Genomic DNA, 15,808 nt, shown 5'->3' on the forward strand with positions numbered 1-15,808 from the left:
CTCAGTTCAAAGAATCATCACAATTCAGTCGCTTAGTTCGGCAATCGGCTAAAAAATCAGGCAATTTTCTCCAAAATTTTTCTGATGTTGGACTTAAGAAAATTCGATTGGACAATGCCGGCCGCAGATCGTTGCATCGTGGGGCAGTGGATCGTTTGAAACGCCCACCAGCTTCGCCAAGACGGACAGGCCGGGCGAAGAAGGCTCTGGCCGATCCACGTCTCACCGTGCCGCCTGCCATCCTGGCAGCCACCTCGACAACCGGGCCGCTTCACCCGACAGGAGAATGTGCTGATGATTACCCGTCTTCTTGCCCCCGTCATCTTTGCCGCGCTGATCTCAACCGCCACGCATGCCCAGTCCGCCGATGTTTCGGGTGAGATCACTCTCGCCGCCTATTCGGGGGTCTTTCAGGACAAATACAACGATGCGGTGATCAAGCCATTCCTGGCGAAATATCCCAATGTGAAGGTGAACTATTTCGCCTCCAATGCCTCCTCGGCCATGCTCGGCAACCTGCGCTCGCAGGCCGGCGACCCGCAGACCGACGTGGTGATCTTCGACGTTTCCACCTCGCTGATCGGCGACAAGGAAGGCCTGCTGGCACCGCTGACAAAAACCGACGTTCCAAACCTCGTAGACCTGGTACCGCAGGCCATCGTAAAGGAAGGTTATGGCCCGGCCGTCACCTTCGACAACCTCGTGGTGATCTACAACAAGGAAGCCTTCCCGACCGCCCCCACCTCGCTCGCGGTTCTCTGGGACAAGGCCTATGCCGGCAAGTTGGCCGTCACCTCAATGCCGTCCATTCTCGGCTCCGGCCTGATGGTGATGACCTCGGCCATGCTGGGCGAGGACTATACGAAGTCGGTCAAGCAGTCCGCGGCCAAGCTCGCCGAGATGGCGCCGGGCGTACAGACCTTCGACCCCAAGCCCGATTCCTACACGCTGGTCATCAACGGCACCGATGTGCTGGGCACCGGCTGGAACGCCCGCGGCCAGTATTATGCCGACGAATCCAAGGGTAAGCTTGGCGTGATGGTGCCGAAGGAAGGCACCATTCTGCAGATCAACACGATCAACCTCGTGCAGGGCTCCAAGAACCCGGTCGCCGCCAAGGCCTTCATCGACTATGCGCTGTCGCCCGAGGCACAGGCCGCCTTCACGGAAGCGATGTTCTACGCACCGGTCAATGCCAAGGCCAAGGTCAGCGCCGCCGCCACCGCGCGCACCGTTTCAGGCCAGATCGACAAGACGCTGCCGCTCGATTGGGGCTGGGCTGCCACGAAGTCGGATGAGTGGAACCAGATCTGGAAGCGCCAGATCATCTCAGCCGGCAAGTGAAACAGCAGGACGGACCCATGAAGCTCGCCTCATCGCCCGCCCATATCACCATCGACAAGCTGACCTTCGACTATGGCGGCGAACGCCCGGCCGTCGACGCCTTGTCCTTCGATATCGCCAGGGGCGAATTCATCGGGCTTCTGGGTCCCTCCGGCTGCGGGAAATCCACCACGCTGCGGATGTTCGCGGGGCTTCTCGCCCCGACATCCGGACAGATCATCATGGGCGGCGAGAACATCGTGTCTCGCCCCCCGTGGGAGCGCAATCTCGGCCTGGTCTTCCAGTCCTATGCGCTGTTTCCACACATGACGGTGGCCCAGAACGTCGCCTTCGGCCTGCGCCTGCGCAAGGTCGGCAAGGAAGAGAGTGCTTCACGGGTAGCCGAGGCATTGCGAGCGGTTCGGCTCGAAGGGTTTGGCGGCCGGCGTCCGGCCGAGCTTTCGGGCGGCCAGCAGCAGCGTGTCGCGATTGCCCGCGCCATCGTCATCGAGCCGGAAATCCTGCTGCTCGACGAACCCCTGTCGAACCTCGATGCCCGCCTGCGCGACGAGATGCGCTTCGAGATCCGCGATATCCAATCCCGCACCGGCATCACCACCTTGTTCGTCACCCATGACCAGCAGGAAGCGCTGACCATGTGCGACCGCATCGCCGTGATGAACGGCGGCCGGCTCGAGCAGATCGGAACCCCGGTCGAGGTCTATGACAAGGCCGCGACGCCATTCGTTGCCGGCTTCATCGGCCGAGCCAACAGCGTGCCGGCGACCCTCAGCTTCGGAACCGGCGCGCCGCGGCTCGATCACGAAGGCCAGGCGTTGCCCGCGCCAGGCGTCGACGAACTGCCGAAAGACGCCGGTGAAGGCGCAAAAATGTCCGCCATGGTGCGACCGCATGCCATCCAGCTTTCCAGGCCGGATGCCGGCGGACTGACGGCACGCGTCATCCGCAGCGTCTTCGTCGGCAGCGTGATCGAGGTGGAGCTGGAACTGGGCGGCGGCCAGAAGCTGGTGGCCGAACTTCGCCCCGGCAGCGAGGAAGCGCAGCTTGCCCAACCGGGCGCCGATGTGGCGCTGAGCTGGCGCTCCACAGACATGCGGATCTTTGCCGCATGAACCGCTTCACCGTTCCCGGCACCAGCACGAGAATGACACCCTGGCTGCTTCTCGCGCCGGTTCTGATCGTGCTGGCGATCTCATTCATCGGCCCGATCGTCTGGCTGTTCCGCATGTCGCTGAACATTTCGGATTATGGGGCAATCACCAAGGCGATCAGCCTGCAGACCTATCTCGGCATCCTCCAGGACAGCTATTACCTGGACCTTCTGGGCCGGACGCTGCGCGTATCGATCACATGTTCCGTAGTGGCATTGTTGCTGGCCTATCCGATGGCGCTGTCGCTGTCGCGGATGACGTCGCGCTGGCGCACGCCGCTGACCGTGCTCGCCGCATCGCCGCTGCTGATCTCGGCCGTGGTACGGTCCTTCGGCTGGCTGGTGACGCTTGGCGATGCCGGCCCGGTCAACCACCTGCTGCGCCTATTGGGGCTGACGAGCGCGCCACTGCAGATGGTCAACAACTTTTCGGGCGTGATTATCGGCCTGTCGGAAAGCATCATGCCCTACATGTTCCTCACCATCGCGGCCGGGCTGGGCAAGCTCGACAGGCGGCTGGATGATGCCGCCATGTCGCTCGGCGCGCCGCCGCAGAAGGTCTTCTGGCACGTGACGCTGCCGCTCAGCCTGCCGGCCATACTTGCCGCGCTGACGATCGGCTTCGTGCTGTGCGTATCGTCGTTCATCACGCCATCGCTGCTGGGGGGCGGCCGGGTGTTCCTGCTGGCGACCGAAGTCTACGATCTTGCGCTGGTCTCGCTCGACTGGCCGACGGCGGCGGCGCTGTCCTTCCTCATGCTGGCGTTTTTCGTCCTCGCCATGGGGCTGACCGGTCTCGTGCTGCGACTGCTGACCCGGAGGGCATAAGGGCGCATGACACGTTTCCTCTCCTTCATCTCTCGCACCTACGTCACGCTGGTATTCTGCATCGTGTTCATGCCGATGGCGATCATCCTGGTGATCTCCTTCAGCGCCGACAGCTACCTGTCCTTCCCACCCTCGGGCTGGAGCCTGAAATGGTACGGAACGGTGCTTGGCAATACCAGCTTCATGCAGGGTTTCCGCAACAGCGCCATTATCGCGGGGGTCGTAGCTGCGCTTAGCCTTGCCCTCGGCCTGCCGGCCGCCTATGCACTGGTGCGGCTGGATTTCCCGGGCCGCGCGCTGATCCGCAGTCTGGTGATCGCGCCGCTTGTCTTGCCGGCGATGATGCTGGGCCTGGGCATCTTGATGGTGTTCACGCCGGCCGGCCTTGTCGCCACCTATCCCGGCCTGGTGCTGGCGCATCTGGTGATGACGCTGCCCTTCAGCATCCGCATCCTGCAGACGGCGCTCAGCAATCTCGGCACCGATGTCGATGAGGCGGCGATGACGCTCGGTGCCCGGCCGCTGCAGGTGTTCATGCAGATCACCCTCCCCCGGCTGACGCCCGGCGTGATCGCGTCCAGCGCCATCGCCCTCATCCTGTCCTTCGACGAGATCGTGCTTTCACTGTTCATCGTCGGGCCGCGGCTGCAGACCTTGCCGGTCGCCCTCTACCGTTATGTCGATGAGCGCACCGACCCGATGGTGGCAGTTCTGGCCGTTCTGATGATCGCGCTTTCGCTTGCCATCGTACTCGTCGTCGAACGCAGCGTCGGTTTCGCCAAGGCCTTTGGCCGCTAATTTTCACGTCACAGATTGGATCCGAAAATGGCTTACAAAATCAATCCGATGCCGGCACAGATCGCCAAGCAGGACCTCGACCTTCTGGCACAGGTCGAAACCGCGACGCTTGGCCACTGGCGGCATTTCGGCTTCCTGCACCGGCAGATCCAGCCGCTGATACCGGGCCGCCGCGTCGTCGGCACCGCCGTCACCATTGCCATTCCCGGACCGGACTCCACCCTGCTGCACCATCTTCTCAGCCTCATCCGTCCGGGCGACTTCGTCATCGTCGACCGGTTGCATGATGACCGTTATGCCTGCTGGGGCGGCGGCGTGACGGTCGGCGCCAAGGCAGCCGGTGCCGTCGGCGCCGTGGTCGACGGCCCTTGCACCGACCTTGAGGAAATCGTCCAGTCGGATTTCCCGATGTGGTGCCGCGGCATCTCGCCGATCACCACCCGCATCTATGACCTCGGCGGCGCGATCAACATACCGGTTTCTGTCGGCAATACCGTGGTCATGCCGGGCGACGCCGTGCTGGCCGATGAGAGCGGCGTCATCGTCCTGCCGCCGGAAGAAGTGGCATCGGAGGCACAGAAAGCCATCGACATCCAGATCCGCGGCAAGGCGCGCGAGGCAAGCGTGCGCGAAACCGGCGTCAAGCTTGGCGATCTGTCGGGTGCGACCGCCAAAGTTCTGGCAAAGCTCGGCTGATCCATGCTCTCTAGCCGGAGTGTTTGCTCCGGCCAGTTTCCGACGACTGCCATACCCATCGAATTGAGAACGCCATGACCGCTTCCCGTCTGCCATTTACCTGCGAAAAATCCCCTGCCAGTGGTGCTGGTGGCATGGTGGTCACCAACCATCCGCTGGGCTCGGCAGCTGGCTTCGAGATACTGGCGGCAGGCGGCAATGCGGTGGATGCCGCGGTCGCCTCGCTTCTGGCATTGACCGTGGTCGAGCCGATGATGGTCGGCATTGCCGGCGGCGGCCTGTCACATCTGCGAATAGCCGACGGTACGCATGTGGTGATCGACGCGCTTTCTTCGGCGGCAGCGACCATGCACCCGGAAATCTACGAACCGGTTTCGGACGAGCCGGCGCGCTACATGGACGCCAAGGGGCGGCGCAACATCATCGGCGCATCCTCCGTTGCCGTTCCCGGCAACCTTGCGGGCTGGTGCGACATGCAGTCGCGTTATGGCAAGCTGCCCTTCGCCGATGTCGTCGAACCGGCGATCCGGCTGGCCTCGCGCGGTTTCGCCGTCACCCATTATCTTTCGGGCGCGATTGGCGAGGCAGCCAGCGAGCTTTCGCAGGACAAGGAAATCGCCACGATCCTCATGCCGGGTGGCGCGGCGCCGGCACCCGGCGACCGCCTTGTCATGGGCGATTATGCCGGAAGCCTGCGGCTGATCCAACGTGAGGGCGCCGCGGCGCTGCATGGCGGTGCGCTTGGCGCGGCGCTGGCCGCGCGAATGTTGACCGGCGGTGATGATGCCGGCTGGGTTACCGAAGCCGACCTGCGCGCCTATCGCCCGATCGAGCGCAAGCCGATCATCGGCAGCTATCGCGGCTTCGAGATCGCCGGACCGCCGCCGCCGGCATCTTCCGGCGTACATGTCACCCAGATGCTCAACATGCTGGAGGCCTATGACATCGAGGGCATGGGTTTTGGCAGTCCTCAATCCCTGCATCTTCTCGTCGAGGTGATCCGCATCGCCTTTGCCGACCGGCGGGCCTATTCGGGCGATCCGGCCTTTGTCGACGTGCCGGTCGAGCGGCTGACCTCGAAAGCCTATGCCGCCGAATGCCGCGCCCTGATCCGCCAGGCTGCCAGCCTGCCGGCACCGAGGGCGCCCGGCCATGAAAGCCACGACACCACGCATGTCACCGTGGCCGATCGCGACGGCAACATCGTCACTGCCACGCATACCATCAACGGGCTGTTCGGGGCGCGACTTGCAGTGCCGGGCACCGGCATCATTCCCAACAACTACATGAGCAATTTCGATCCGCATCCCGGCAACGCCTTGTCGGTGGTTCCGGGGAAGCGTGTGCCGACCTCGATGGCGCCGATGATCCTGATGAAGGATGGCGCGCCGGTGTTTGCCCTCGGCCTTCCGGGCGGCCTCAGGATTTTCCCCTCGGCCATGCAGGCGATCGTCAACCTGATCGACCACAAGATGAGCCTGCAGGAAGCCGTGGAAGCTCCCCGCATCTGGACCCAAGGCCAGGAAGTGGAAATCGAGCAGGCCTATGCGCCGCAACAGGCAAAACTCGAGGAACTCGGGCACGAGGTACGGGTGATGCCGCATATCGGCGGCGGCATGAACGCCATCGCCTTTGGCGACACGATGACTGGTGCCGCCTGCTGGCGCGCCGACGGCACGGTGGCAGCACTCGGTGGCGGGCTGGCCCGTCCGGGCGTACGGTTCTGGCCGGACAAGGCGCCGGCAAAGCCCGCATCAAACCGATGAAGTTCGATCCCATAAAAGCGCATTGATTACCGCCGGCCGGCGCGAGGCTGCTGGCAACCGGCAAATTCAGCACCACATCTTCATGGACCGCTATCGGAAAACGACGTTCAGACATTTGATGCCTCTGGCATCCGGAGAAGGCCACCAATGACACAACACTACATGCTCTTGACGGGTGCCAGCCGGGGTATCGGCCACGCGACGGTCAAACTGTTTTTGGAAAAGGGCTGGCGCGTTCTGACCGTTTCAAGGCAACCTTTCTCCGAGGAGTGCCGCTGGCCGTCAGCCCGCGAAAGCCATATCCAGGCCGATCTGGCCGATCTCACGCAAATCGACAAGCTGGTGGCAGAAGTGCGCGAGCGGCTGGATGGGGCAGCCCTGCATGCGCTGGTCAACAATGCCGGCATTTCTCCGAAAGGTCCCGGGGGCACGCGTCTGGGCGTCATCGCTTCCGACGCGCTGACGTGGACGACGGTCCTCAACGTCAATCTCGTCTCGATCGCCCTGCTTGCCCGAGCATTGCTGCCCGAACTGGAGGCGGCGAAGGGATCGATCGTAAACGTGACATCGATTGCCGGGTCGCGCGTACACCCCTTTGCCGGCGTCGCCTATGCTGCCTCCAAGGCTGGCCTGTCAGCTCTGACGCGCGAGATCGCCCACGAGTTCGGCCCGCATGGCGTTCGCGCGAATGCCATTGCACCAGGTGAAATCGCAACCTCGATCCTGTCTCTCGGTACCGATCAGCTGGTGGAAGCAACCGTTCCCATGAAAAGGCTCGGTACGCCGCGGGAAGTCGCCGAAACCATCCACTTCCTGTGCAGCGAGACATCAGCCTACATCAATGGCGCGGAAATCCACATCAATGGCGGACAGCACGTCTGATCCCGCAAGAACTCCCTGCGATCCCACCGCTTGCTGGCCTCAACGTGCGAGTGCGTTACCGTCTGCGGCGCCTGCGGCTAGCTGACGGGGCCTAAATGCCAACCTTTGGCCCTGTCCACGGCCTGGGAAAATCGCGATAGCCGCGCGGGCGCGTCACACGGGTTCGGCTCGATAATCTGCGATGGTGCCGGCGTGGAGAGCGTTTCGCCAAGCGCACGGGCCGCCAGTTGGGCCGTGCCGTAGGCAGTCAGTTCATCGACACTCGGAATGACGACGGTGCAACCCGTCGTGTCGGCGAGAAACTGGCATAGGTAACGCGAACGGCTGACGCCACCATCCACCGAGATCCGGGTGACCGGCGCATCCAACGCCATGGCCGCCACGATTTCGCTGGCACGCAAGGCGATGCCTTCGATCAGCGCCTGTTGCATGTCCTGTCGCGTCGTTGCGCCGGTCATGCCGATGAAAAGCCCGGCTGCACTGTCATCCCAATGCGGGCTGCCAAGCCCCGCCAGGGCCGGCACGAAAGCCAGGCCGCGGTCGATGGCCGGTCCCGCCTCGAAAGCATTGAGTTCCGAAGGGTCATTCAGCAGCCCGATCCTTTGCGCCCAGTTGATCGCCGCGCCGGCTGCATGGACACCGCCATCCGTGGCATAACTTGTCTCGCCGCCGATCGACCATGCGACGGTCGGCAGCAGGCCATTTTGGCCATCCAGACGCAGGTGCGGGCCGGTCAGCGACAGCGCGAACGCACCGGTACCGAAGGTGATCTTGGTATCGCCGGCAACCCGGCAACCATGGCCGTAAAGGGCAGCCTGCTGGTCGACCACCGAGGCCGTCAGCGGCGTGCCATCGATGCCACCGAAATCGCCGACGGTCGGCAGAATGGGCGGCAGGCACTCGATCGGCACGCCGAAAAGCTGGCAGAGCGTACTGTCCCACTGGCCGGTCGCGATATTCATCAAGGCGGTGCGCGAAGCGGTGGTGATGTCGGTCGCAGCGCGTCCGGTCAGGCGCTGCAGGAAGAACGCATCCGTGGTGCCGAGCATCAATCTGCCGGCACGCCGGGCAGCCTTGACCTCGTCATTGTTCTCCAGCAGCCAGGCCAGTTTGGCGGCCGAGAAATAAGGGCTGAGCGGCAGCCCGGACAGCGTCTTGATCTCGGCTTCCGCATGGGAAAGGGCCGCAACCTGCGCGGCGGTGCGACGATCCTGCCAGACGATGACGGGAGAGAGCGGCCTGCCATCAATCGCATCCCAGGCAAGACAGCTTTCACCCTGATTGGACAGACCGATCGCCGTGGCTTCGCCGGCGGCAGAAAGCGCTGCGCAAAGATTGGCGAGCAGTTCCTCCGGATCATGTTCGACCCGATCCGTGCCGGAAAAATGCTGCTTGTGCGCGGCGGAAAAAACGACACTGGCGTCGCCATCGGCCGTGACCCGCAAGGCGCGTGTCGATGTGGTGCCCTGATCGAGGGCGAGGAAAATGCTCATGGTCGTGGCTCCAGTCGCAGCTGAAGATCGCTGCTATCGACGGCAAGGTTCAGCCCCGCCAGAGAAAAGCGGATCGACTTCTGCGGCGCGGTATTGACGCTTTGGGTGCGCAGGACCGTACCGCTGCCGTCCGAGAGGATCAATCGGCCGCGCGCGGCCCCGATAGCGCGTATGTTCAGAGCCGGCACAGTGCCCCTGCCTTCGAGCGTCAGTCGCTGCGGAACCACATATTTCAGCCCTGCGCCGGCGATGATGCGACGGCCGGGCGTCTTATCGGGTTCGGCATTTCTCGCGTTGGCAAGTTCGGCAGCAATCAAGCGGGCCACGCGGCGCCCCTCGGCCCAGCAATAGCCGGCCGTCTCGATCGGGTGGATCATGTTGCCGACAACAAAGATGTTGGGGTCGGAGCTACGGCCGTGCTGGTCGATCACCGGGCCTCCGGTTCCGAGATCGAGCGCAAGGGCGCTTGCCTCAGCCAATGCCGCCTCCGGGATGAAGCGACCGGAAAAGATCAGCCCGTCGCAATCCAGCACCGTTTCCTTGCCGTCAGCCAAGCGCAAACGCACGGATGTCACCCGCGGGCTGCCTTCGATGGCGAGCACCTGCGCACCGGTCATCACCGGCACGCCGAGCACTCGCGGCAGCGCAAAAAATGCCGGGCGAGCCTGCACCTCGTGCTCCGTCTCCACCATGGCGACGGGCCGGATTCCGTGGCTTCGACAGGTGAGGATCGCCGACAGCGACACCAGTTCGCTGCCGACGATGACCGGGCGACGAAACGGAATACGCCCCTCCTGGTAGACGAAAGCCTGAAGCGCTGCGGTATTCATCACGCCAAGCGGCCGCACGCCCGGCACCAGCAACTGCGCGCGGGTCGCCTCGCGGGCGCCCGTGGCGATCAGGATGCGGGCGGCCTGGATGGTCTGGATGCCGGCGGGGCTGGCGACCGTCAGCAGGCCGTCTGGACCCGTATGGACGACGGTATATTTCGCCAGGATCGTCACACCGGCCGCCACGGCCGCGCCCGCCAGGCGACGGGCATAGGCCTGGCCCGTGAGAATGCGGCCGAACTCGCGCATGCCGAAAGGTGGATGGCCACAATGGCGGGGGATGCCACCGAGCTCGGTACCACGCTCGAAGAGTGCGACTTTGGCCACGCCCCGACGTTTCAGCTCGATGGCGGCAGACAAGCCGGCAGGGCCACCGCCGACGATTGCGACGTCATACGTTTCCGCGCTCATGGATCGACCTCCGGTGCGATCGGCACGGACAACCGGCCCTCCGTCAGGCTCGCCAGACGGGCCAGGCAGTTGAACCCCTGACATCGCCCCATGGCGCAACGCGTACGCCGACGCAGCCCGCCAAAATCTCCGGGCGGCAAGGGGCTGCCAAGCGCAGCCTCTATCTCTCGACCGGTCACCATTTCGCAATGACAGACGATGCCGTCATGCCCGGGCGTCTGCCAGTCACGCGGCAGGTGCTCGGCCAGATTGGGCAGCGGGAAGGTCGGCGGCGCTGCGAACCGTTCGCCGCCGGCAGTCCGGCTTTGTGCCCATAGCCCATGGACATGACGGGCAATACCCAGCGCGGCGGTCAGCCCGGTGGAGCGTATGCCGCCGGCGCAGAAATAGCCCTTTTCCGGAAGGCAGTGGACCCGGTAATGCTTTTCCTCGGAAGCCGGTCGCAAGCCGGCATAAACGGCCGTCACCTGGGCCTGCGCCAGCGCCGGCACAAGCTCGACGGCCTTGGCGATCAGCATGTCGAGTTCCGGCCGGGTGACGTCCGGGCGCTCGCGTTCTTCCTGTTCTTCCGCCGTCGGTCCGACCAGCAGGTTGCCGAAGATCGTTCGCGTCAGCACCACACCCTTGGTGCGGGCCGTCGGCACCGGCAGCAGGATCGTTCGCAGATGCTTGGCAGCAGCCTTGTCGAACACCACGAACTGCCCCTTTCGCGGACGAATCTCGAACTGCGCCTCGCCGAGCAACATCCGCTCGACGCTATCGCCCTGAATACCCGCAGAGTTGATGACGCTACGCGCGGCCAGCGTGCCGCTGGGCGTCTCCAGGTGCCAAAGGTCGCCATCGAAACGGGCCGACAACAGCCCGGCATTGAACTGGAACCGGGCGCCCAACGCCTTGGCCTGCATCGCATAGGCCAATGGCGCCGACCAGGGATCAATGATGATCTCGCGTGGCACCAGCAGTGCGGCGCGCACATGTGTCCCCAATGCCGGCTCGCGGGCAAGCACTTCGGCGCGGCCGAGAAGCCGGGCGTCGGCAACGCCGTTCAAGAGCGCTTGGTCCAGCAATTCGGGAAGCCTGCCCTCCTCGCTGTCGTCCCATGCGGCAACCATCGCGCCAGTCTCCAGGATAGGCAGGTTGAAACTCTCGCGGATCTGCATGTATTCGTCGTAACCCGACTGCATGCATTGCAGCTCGACGCTGCCGGGCGGCGCATCGAAACCGGTATGCAGGATGGCGCTGTTGGCTTTCGATGCACCGGACAGGATGTCGGGTGCCCGCTCTAAAACGACGACACTGGCCCCTTCCACCGAAAAGCGGCGCGCCATGGCGCAGCCGACGACGCCTGCACCGATAATGACTGCATCCACAAGATCGCCGAAAGCAGTCAAAATCGTACTCCGTTGCCAGCGAGCAACCGCCATATCGACGGCTAGGTGAACAGGTCCCCTACGCTTACCGCGACACCGCTCTTTTGACGAGCTAAAATTGTACGTTCGGTCATCTTGATGACTGAATGTGTTATTTTATGGCCTAAACAATCATGCTAGTGAAGAGCGAGGCGGTTCGATTTCGAGACCGGTGCGGCAGGCGCTGTATCGTCCCAGTCACCGCACGAAAAACGGCATGCGGCCCATGGCCGCCAATTTTCTGCGCTAAGGTAACGAACGTGAAGTCTCCAGTCCTCCTGCAATCCGCGGACTACAGCGCATTTGTGAAAACCCTGAAATCGAAGGGTTTCCGTGGCGAGGCGACCATCGCCGCATCTGACCGCGTCGTGCTGGCAACCGACAACTCCATCTACCAGCTTCTGCCGGATGCCGTGGCCTGGCCGATGGACGAGCAGGATCTCGTGCTGATCGCTCAGCTGCTTGACGAGCCGCGTTTCCACGGCATCGTCCTGCGGCCACGCGGCGGCGGCACGGGCACCAACGGCCAGTCGCTCGGCAACGGCCTGGTGGTCGACTGCTCGCGCCACATGACCGGGATCCTCGAGATCAACGCTGAACAAGGCTGGGTGCGGGTCCAGCCCGGGGTAATCAAGGACCAGTTGAACGCAGCGCTGAAACCGCTCGGCCTATTCTTTGCTCCGGAATTGTCGACGTCGTCGCGCGCGACGCTCGGCGGCATGATCTCCACCGATGCCTGCGGACAGGGATCCTGCGTCTATGGCAAGACCTCCAACCATGTCCTCAACCTGCGGGCGGTGCTGGTCGGCGGCGAGATCCTGGAAACCCGCCGGGCACCGCTCGATCGGACGATCATGGGCCGTGCCGGCGAGGTTCTCGCCTGTCTCGACGACATCTCGGCCAGCCAGGCGGACTTGATCGCGGCGCGTTTCCCAAAACTCAACCGATCGCTGACCGGGTACGATCTCGCCCATATCCGTGACGGCGACACGATCGATCCGGCGGCCGTGCTGTGCGGCTCGGAAGGTACGCTCGGGCTGATTGCCGAGGCGAGGTTGAATGTCCTGCCGATTCCCAAGGCTGCGGCGCTGATCCTGATCTTCTACCCCGATTTCCAGTCGGCGCTGCGGGACGCGCGCGAAATGGCCGTGCTCGGCGCCACGTCGGTCGAAACCATCGACAGCCGCGTGCTCGGCCTGGCACGCGAGGAGCCTACCTTTTCCGCCGTCGCACACCTCTTCCCGCAGGCGGGTGTCCAAGGGGTCAACATCGTCGAATTCACCGACGACGACCCGGCAACGCTTGCTGAACGGGTGATAACGCTGGTGGCACAACTCGCAAGCATGCCCGCGCGACTGGCGATGACGGTTGCCAACGGCCGCGAGGTCGAGCTGGTCTGGGTGCTGCGCAAGACGGCCGTCGGGCTGCTCGGACGTGCGATCGGCGACAAACGGCCGATCCCCTTCGTCGAGGACTGCGCCGTTCCCCCTGAGAATCTTGAGCCCTTCATTGCCGGTTTCCGGGCAATCCTCGATCGCGAAGGACTGGCCTACGGCATGTTCGGCCATGTCGATGCCGGCGTCCTGCATGTTCGGCCGGCGATCGACCTTACCGATCCCGCCCAGGAACCACTTATCCGCCGCATTACCGAAGCGGTAGAGGCGTTGGCGCGCAGCCATGGCGGCCTTCTCTGGGGCGAGCATGGCAAGGGCGTCCGATCGGAATTCGTGCCCGAGGTTTTTGGCCCGCTCTACCCGTCGCTGCAGCGGATCAAGGCGGCCTTCGATCCGCGCAACCAGATGAACCCCGGCAAGATCGCCACGCCCGACAATGGCCCCTTGTGGAAGATCGACGGGGTGCCCTTGCGCGGCCAGAACGACCGCACCGTCCCGGCCGACCTGCGCACTGAATACGCCTCCGCATTCGGCTGCAACGGCAATGGCGCCTGCTTCAACCGCACGCTCGACGACGTCATGTGTCCTTCCTACAAGGTCACCGGCGACCGGCGTCACTCGCCGAAAGGGCGCGCCGGGCTGGTGCGCGAATGGCTGCGGCAGGGCGGGCCGGGCGGTCACGCCGATCCGCAGTTCGAGATCGAGGTCAAGCAGGCGATCGACGGTTGCCTCAGTTGCGGCGCCTGCGCCAGCCAATGTCCGGTGCGTGTCGATGTTCCCTCGATCCGGTCGCTGTTTCTCGACAGCTTTTATCGCCGCCATCGCCGGCCCCTGCGTGACACCGCACTCGCCCATCTGGAAGGCTTGCTGCCGCTTGCCGCAAAATTCCGATGGGGTTTCAATCTGATGACCGACGGCCCCGGCGCGGCATTGATGGCCGCGATCGGCCTGACGGCGCTGCCGAGCATGCCGAAACAGGCCCGAGACCTTCGATGGCTGAGACAGGCCGATATCGCCCGGCTCGACCCAAAGGTCGACGTGGTTCTGGTACCCGACGCTTTCACCCAGTTTTTCGAGCCGCAGGTCGTCGCGGATCTCGACGTCGTACTGGCCCGCCTGCAGAAAAAACTTTGGCTGGCGCCCTACCGGCCTTCCGGCAAGGCTCGCAAGGTTCTCGGGCGGCTGGCAGGGTTTTCACGCCAGGCGGAAAAACAGAAAAACAGCCTCAAGGCGATAGCCGCGACAGGCGTGCCGCTGATGGGGCTCGAACCGCCAGTGACGCTCTCCTATCGCACCGACTATCCGGACGACATGCCGGCAGTGGCACTGCCGCAGCAGATCCTCGCGCCCCTGATTGCCGCATTGCCGGCCCGGACGTCAGAGATGGCGGTGCGGCTTTTGCCGCATTGCAGCGAACGGGTTCTGGGTGCCGGAGCCACCGCAGAATGGCGCATTATTTTCGATCGCCTCGGCATCAAGCTCGACATGCCTGCCACCGGCTGCTGTGGCATGGCGGGGATGTGGGGGCATGAGGCCACCAATCGAACCAAGTCCAATGAAATCTTCGGACACAGCTGGAAGGCTGCGACGGCACCCGGCGCCGACGCCATTCTCGCAACGGGCTTTTCGTGCCGATGTCAGACCAAACATATGACCGGCACCGAGTTGCAGCATCCGGTCTCGCTGCTGCGGCAGTTACTGGAAGCACCTGCACGATGAAGGAATAGACGATGAAACCGGCAGCCAGGCGGGAGGAAATTCTCAGGCTTCTCGATGAGACCGGCGAAGTCACGGTCGAGGATCTGGCAGAACGTTTTGATGCGTCCCGCGAGACCATCAGGCGTGATCTCTCGGATCTGGACACCGGCGGCCACATTCGCAAGTTCCATGGCGGCGCGCGCGCCATGAAGTTGACGGATGCCTCGCCTCACGAAAGCGAATTCGACACGCGCATGAAGGAGCGAAAGGCGGAGAAGACCGCCATCGCCCGCAAGGCCGCAACCTTGTTCCCTGAGGGCTCTGTGCTGTTCATCGACACGGGCTCGACGACGATCGCCTTCGCGCAGGCGCTGGCCAAGCGGCGCAACATGACGGTGATCACCAATTCTCCGCAGATCGCCAGGATCATGGCTCAGGCGGAGATGCGCCATCATGTCTATCTGGTCGGCGGCGAAATCGCGGCCGAGGGCCGCGAAACATTGGGGGCGATGGCCACCGCACAGATCGCCCAGTTCAAGGCCGAGCATGTCGTACTGACTGTTGGCACGATCACCGCGACCGCTATCATGGACTACGACCTGCGGGAAACCGAGATGGCCCGCGCCATGATCGCCCAGGCGCAGAGCATCACGGTTCTGGCCGATCATACCAAACTTGGTCGTCCAGCCGTTTTTCAGGTGGCGGAGCTGAGCCAGATCGCACGCCTGATAACCGACCGCATGCCTGACACGGAGATGGCAGCGGCCCTGACAGCGGCCGGTGTCGATATCGTCATGACCGATCCCGATCTCTCGTAAGCGCCTATCACACGCTTTGTAGTTTTTGATCCGGTCCTGCGCACACGAAACAAGGCGAACAGGCGATCATTTTTTTCAAATTTATCAGCAACATAACCGACGAAAAGGCCTTCTGAAATGGAATGCATCACATACCGCGTACCTTCGGATCTAGTCAACGCCATCAGCCAGAATGTCTTCCGCAGCTGCCCGTGACGTGATCGGATTTTTCTGCTGCGCCGCCGCAACATTTCTGTTGCGGCGCAGCGAAAAACGACGCATATCGTTTAATGTAATACGGGCAGCGCATTT

12 protein-coding genes are annotated in these 15,808 nt (G+C 63.5%); 9 read left to right on the top strand and 3 right to left on the bottom strand.

Features of this window, described 5'->3' with window-relative positions:
• Positions 1–294: 294 nt before the first annotated feature.
• The 7 genes from ACZ9EJ_RS28495 (at position 295) to ACZ9EJ_RS28525 (ending at position 7,464) form a co-directional block, all read left to right on the top strand.
• Positions 295–1,344, top strand: coding sequence for an ABC transporter substrate-binding protein (locus tag ACZ9EJ_RS28495; RefSeq protein ID WP_046627474.1), 1,050 nt, complete (start codon positions 295–297; stop codon positions 1,342–1,344).
• A gap of 17 nt (positions 1,345–1,361) precedes the next feature.
• Positions 1,362–2,456, top strand: coding sequence for an ABC transporter ATP-binding protein (locus ACZ9EJ_RS28500; protein WP_046627476.1), 1,095 nt, complete (start codon positions 1,362–1,364; stop codon positions 2,454–2,456).
• A complete protein-coding gene (locus ACZ9EJ_RS28505; protein ID WP_046627478.1) occupies positions 2,453–3,322 on the top strand; it encodes an ABC transporter permease in 870 nt (289 codons plus the stop codon). The genes ACZ9EJ_RS28500 and ACZ9EJ_RS28505 overlap by 4 nt, the downstream gene beginning before the upstream one ends.
• A gap of 6 nt (positions 3,323–3,328) precedes the next feature.
• A complete protein-coding gene (locus ACZ9EJ_RS28510) occupies positions 3,329–4,120 on the top strand; it encodes an ABC transporter permease (protein ID WP_046627479.1) in 792 nt (263 codons plus the stop codon).
• Positions 4,121–4,147: 27 nt separating this feature from the next.
• A complete protein-coding gene (locus tag ACZ9EJ_RS28515) occupies positions 4,148–4,816 on the top strand; it encodes an RraA family protein (protein ID WP_046627481.1) in 669 nt (222 codons plus the stop codon).
• A 74-nt stretch (positions 4,817–4,890) separates the two neighbouring features.
• Complete coding sequence (ggt, locus tag ACZ9EJ_RS28520; protein ID WP_046639861.1) at positions 4,891–6,582, top strand: gamma-glutamyltransferase; 1,692 nt, start codon at positions 4,891–4,893, stop codon at positions 6,580–6,582.
• Positions 6,583–6,729: 147 nt separating this feature from the next.
• Positions 6,730–7,464 (top strand): SDR family NAD(P)-dependent oxidoreductase, encoded by a 735-nt coding sequence (locus ACZ9EJ_RS28525; protein ID WP_046627485.1) that lies wholly within the window; start codon positions 6,730–6,732, stop codon positions 7,462–7,464.
• 77 nt (positions 7,465–7,541) lie between these two features.
• On the opposite strand, the gene ACZ9EJ_RS28530 is transcribed toward ACZ9EJ_RS28525, so the two are convergent.
• From ACZ9EJ_RS28530 to ACZ9EJ_RS28540, 3 genes are read right to left on the bottom strand one after another with little or no spacing between them, the layout of a single operon-like run.
• Positions 7,542–8,957: an FGGY family carbohydrate kinase gene (locus tag ACZ9EJ_RS28530; RefSeq protein ID WP_046627487.1), complete on the bottom strand. Its 1,416-nt coding sequence runs from the start codon at positions 8,955–8,957 to the stop codon at positions 7,542–7,544.
• Positions 8,954–10,198 (bottom strand): NAD(P)/FAD-dependent oxidoreductase, encoded by a 1,245-nt coding sequence (locus ACZ9EJ_RS28535; RefSeq protein ID WP_046627489.1) that lies wholly within the window; start codon positions 10,196–10,198, stop codon positions 8,954–8,956. The genes ACZ9EJ_RS28530 and ACZ9EJ_RS28535 overlap by 4 nt, the downstream gene beginning before the upstream one ends.
• Positions 10,195–11,589 (bottom strand): FAD-dependent oxidoreductase, encoded by a 1,395-nt coding sequence (locus ACZ9EJ_RS28540; protein ID WP_476100288.1) that lies wholly within the window; start codon positions 11,587–11,589, stop codon positions 10,195–10,197. The genes ACZ9EJ_RS28535 and ACZ9EJ_RS28540 overlap by 4 nt, the downstream gene beginning before the upstream one ends.
• Positions 11,590–11,867: 278 nt before the next feature.
• Between ACZ9EJ_RS28540 and ACZ9EJ_RS28545 the strand changes: the two genes are divergently transcribed.
• Both ACZ9EJ_RS28545 and ACZ9EJ_RS28550 read left to right on the top strand, forming a co-directional pair.
• The gene (locus ACZ9EJ_RS28545; RefSeq protein ID WP_046627490.1) at positions 11,868–14,720 is read left to right on the top strand and encodes an FAD-binding and (Fe-S)-binding domain-containing protein; all 2,853 of its coding nucleotides are present in this window, start codon (positions 11,868–11,870) and stop codon (positions 14,718–14,720) included.
• Positions 14,721–14,731: 11 nt separating this feature from the next.
• Entirely contained in the window at positions 14,732–15,517 is a 786-nt protein-coding gene (locus ACZ9EJ_RS28550; RefSeq protein ID WP_046627493.1) for a DeoR/GlpR family DNA-binding transcription regulator, read from the top strand.
• Positions 15,518–15,808: the final 291 nt, after the last annotated feature.

This window comes from Neorhizobium sp. USDA 3394 (assembly GCF_056280385.1).

Bases quoted from the DNA above. Each gene is read 5' to 3' on its own strand.
- ACZ9EJ_RS28535 (WP_046627489.1), bottom strand. From the start codon at position 10,198: ATGAGCGCGGAAACGTATGACGTCGCAATCGTCGGCGGTGGCCCTGCC.
- ACZ9EJ_RS28495 (WP_046627474.1), top strand. From the start codon at position 295: ATGATTACCCGTCTTCTTGCCCCCGTCATCTTTGCCGCGCTGATCTCA.
- ggt (WP_046639861.1), top strand. From the start codon at position 4,891: ATGACCGCTTCCCGTCTGCCATTTACCTGCGAAAAATCCCCTGCCAGT.
- ACZ9EJ_RS28500 (WP_046627476.1), top strand. From the start codon at position 1,362: ATGAAGCTCGCCTCATCGCCCGCCCATATCACCATCGACAAGCTGACC.
- ACZ9EJ_RS28510 (WP_046627479.1), top strand. From the start codon at position 3,329: ATGACACGTTTCCTCTCCTTCATCTCTCGCACCTACGTCACGCTGGTA.
- ACZ9EJ_RS28525 (WP_046627485.1), top strand. From the start codon at position 6,730: ATGACACAACACTACATGCTCTTGACGGGTGCCAGCCGGGGTATCGGC.
- ACZ9EJ_RS28505 (WP_046627478.1), top strand. From the start codon at position 2,453: ATGAACCGCTTCACCGTTCCCGGCACCAGCACGAGAATGACACCCTGG.
- ACZ9EJ_RS28515 (WP_046627481.1), top strand. From the start codon at position 4,148: ATGGCTTACAAAATCAATCCGATGCCGGCACAGATCGCCAAGCAGGAC.
- ACZ9EJ_RS28550 (WP_046627493.1), top strand. From the start codon at position 14,732: ATGAAACCGGCAGCCAGGCGGGAGGAAATTCTCAGGCTTCTCGATGAG.
- ACZ9EJ_RS28530 (WP_046627487.1), bottom strand. From the start codon at position 8,957: ATGAGCATTTTCCTCGCCCTCGATCAGGGCACCACATCGACACGCGCC.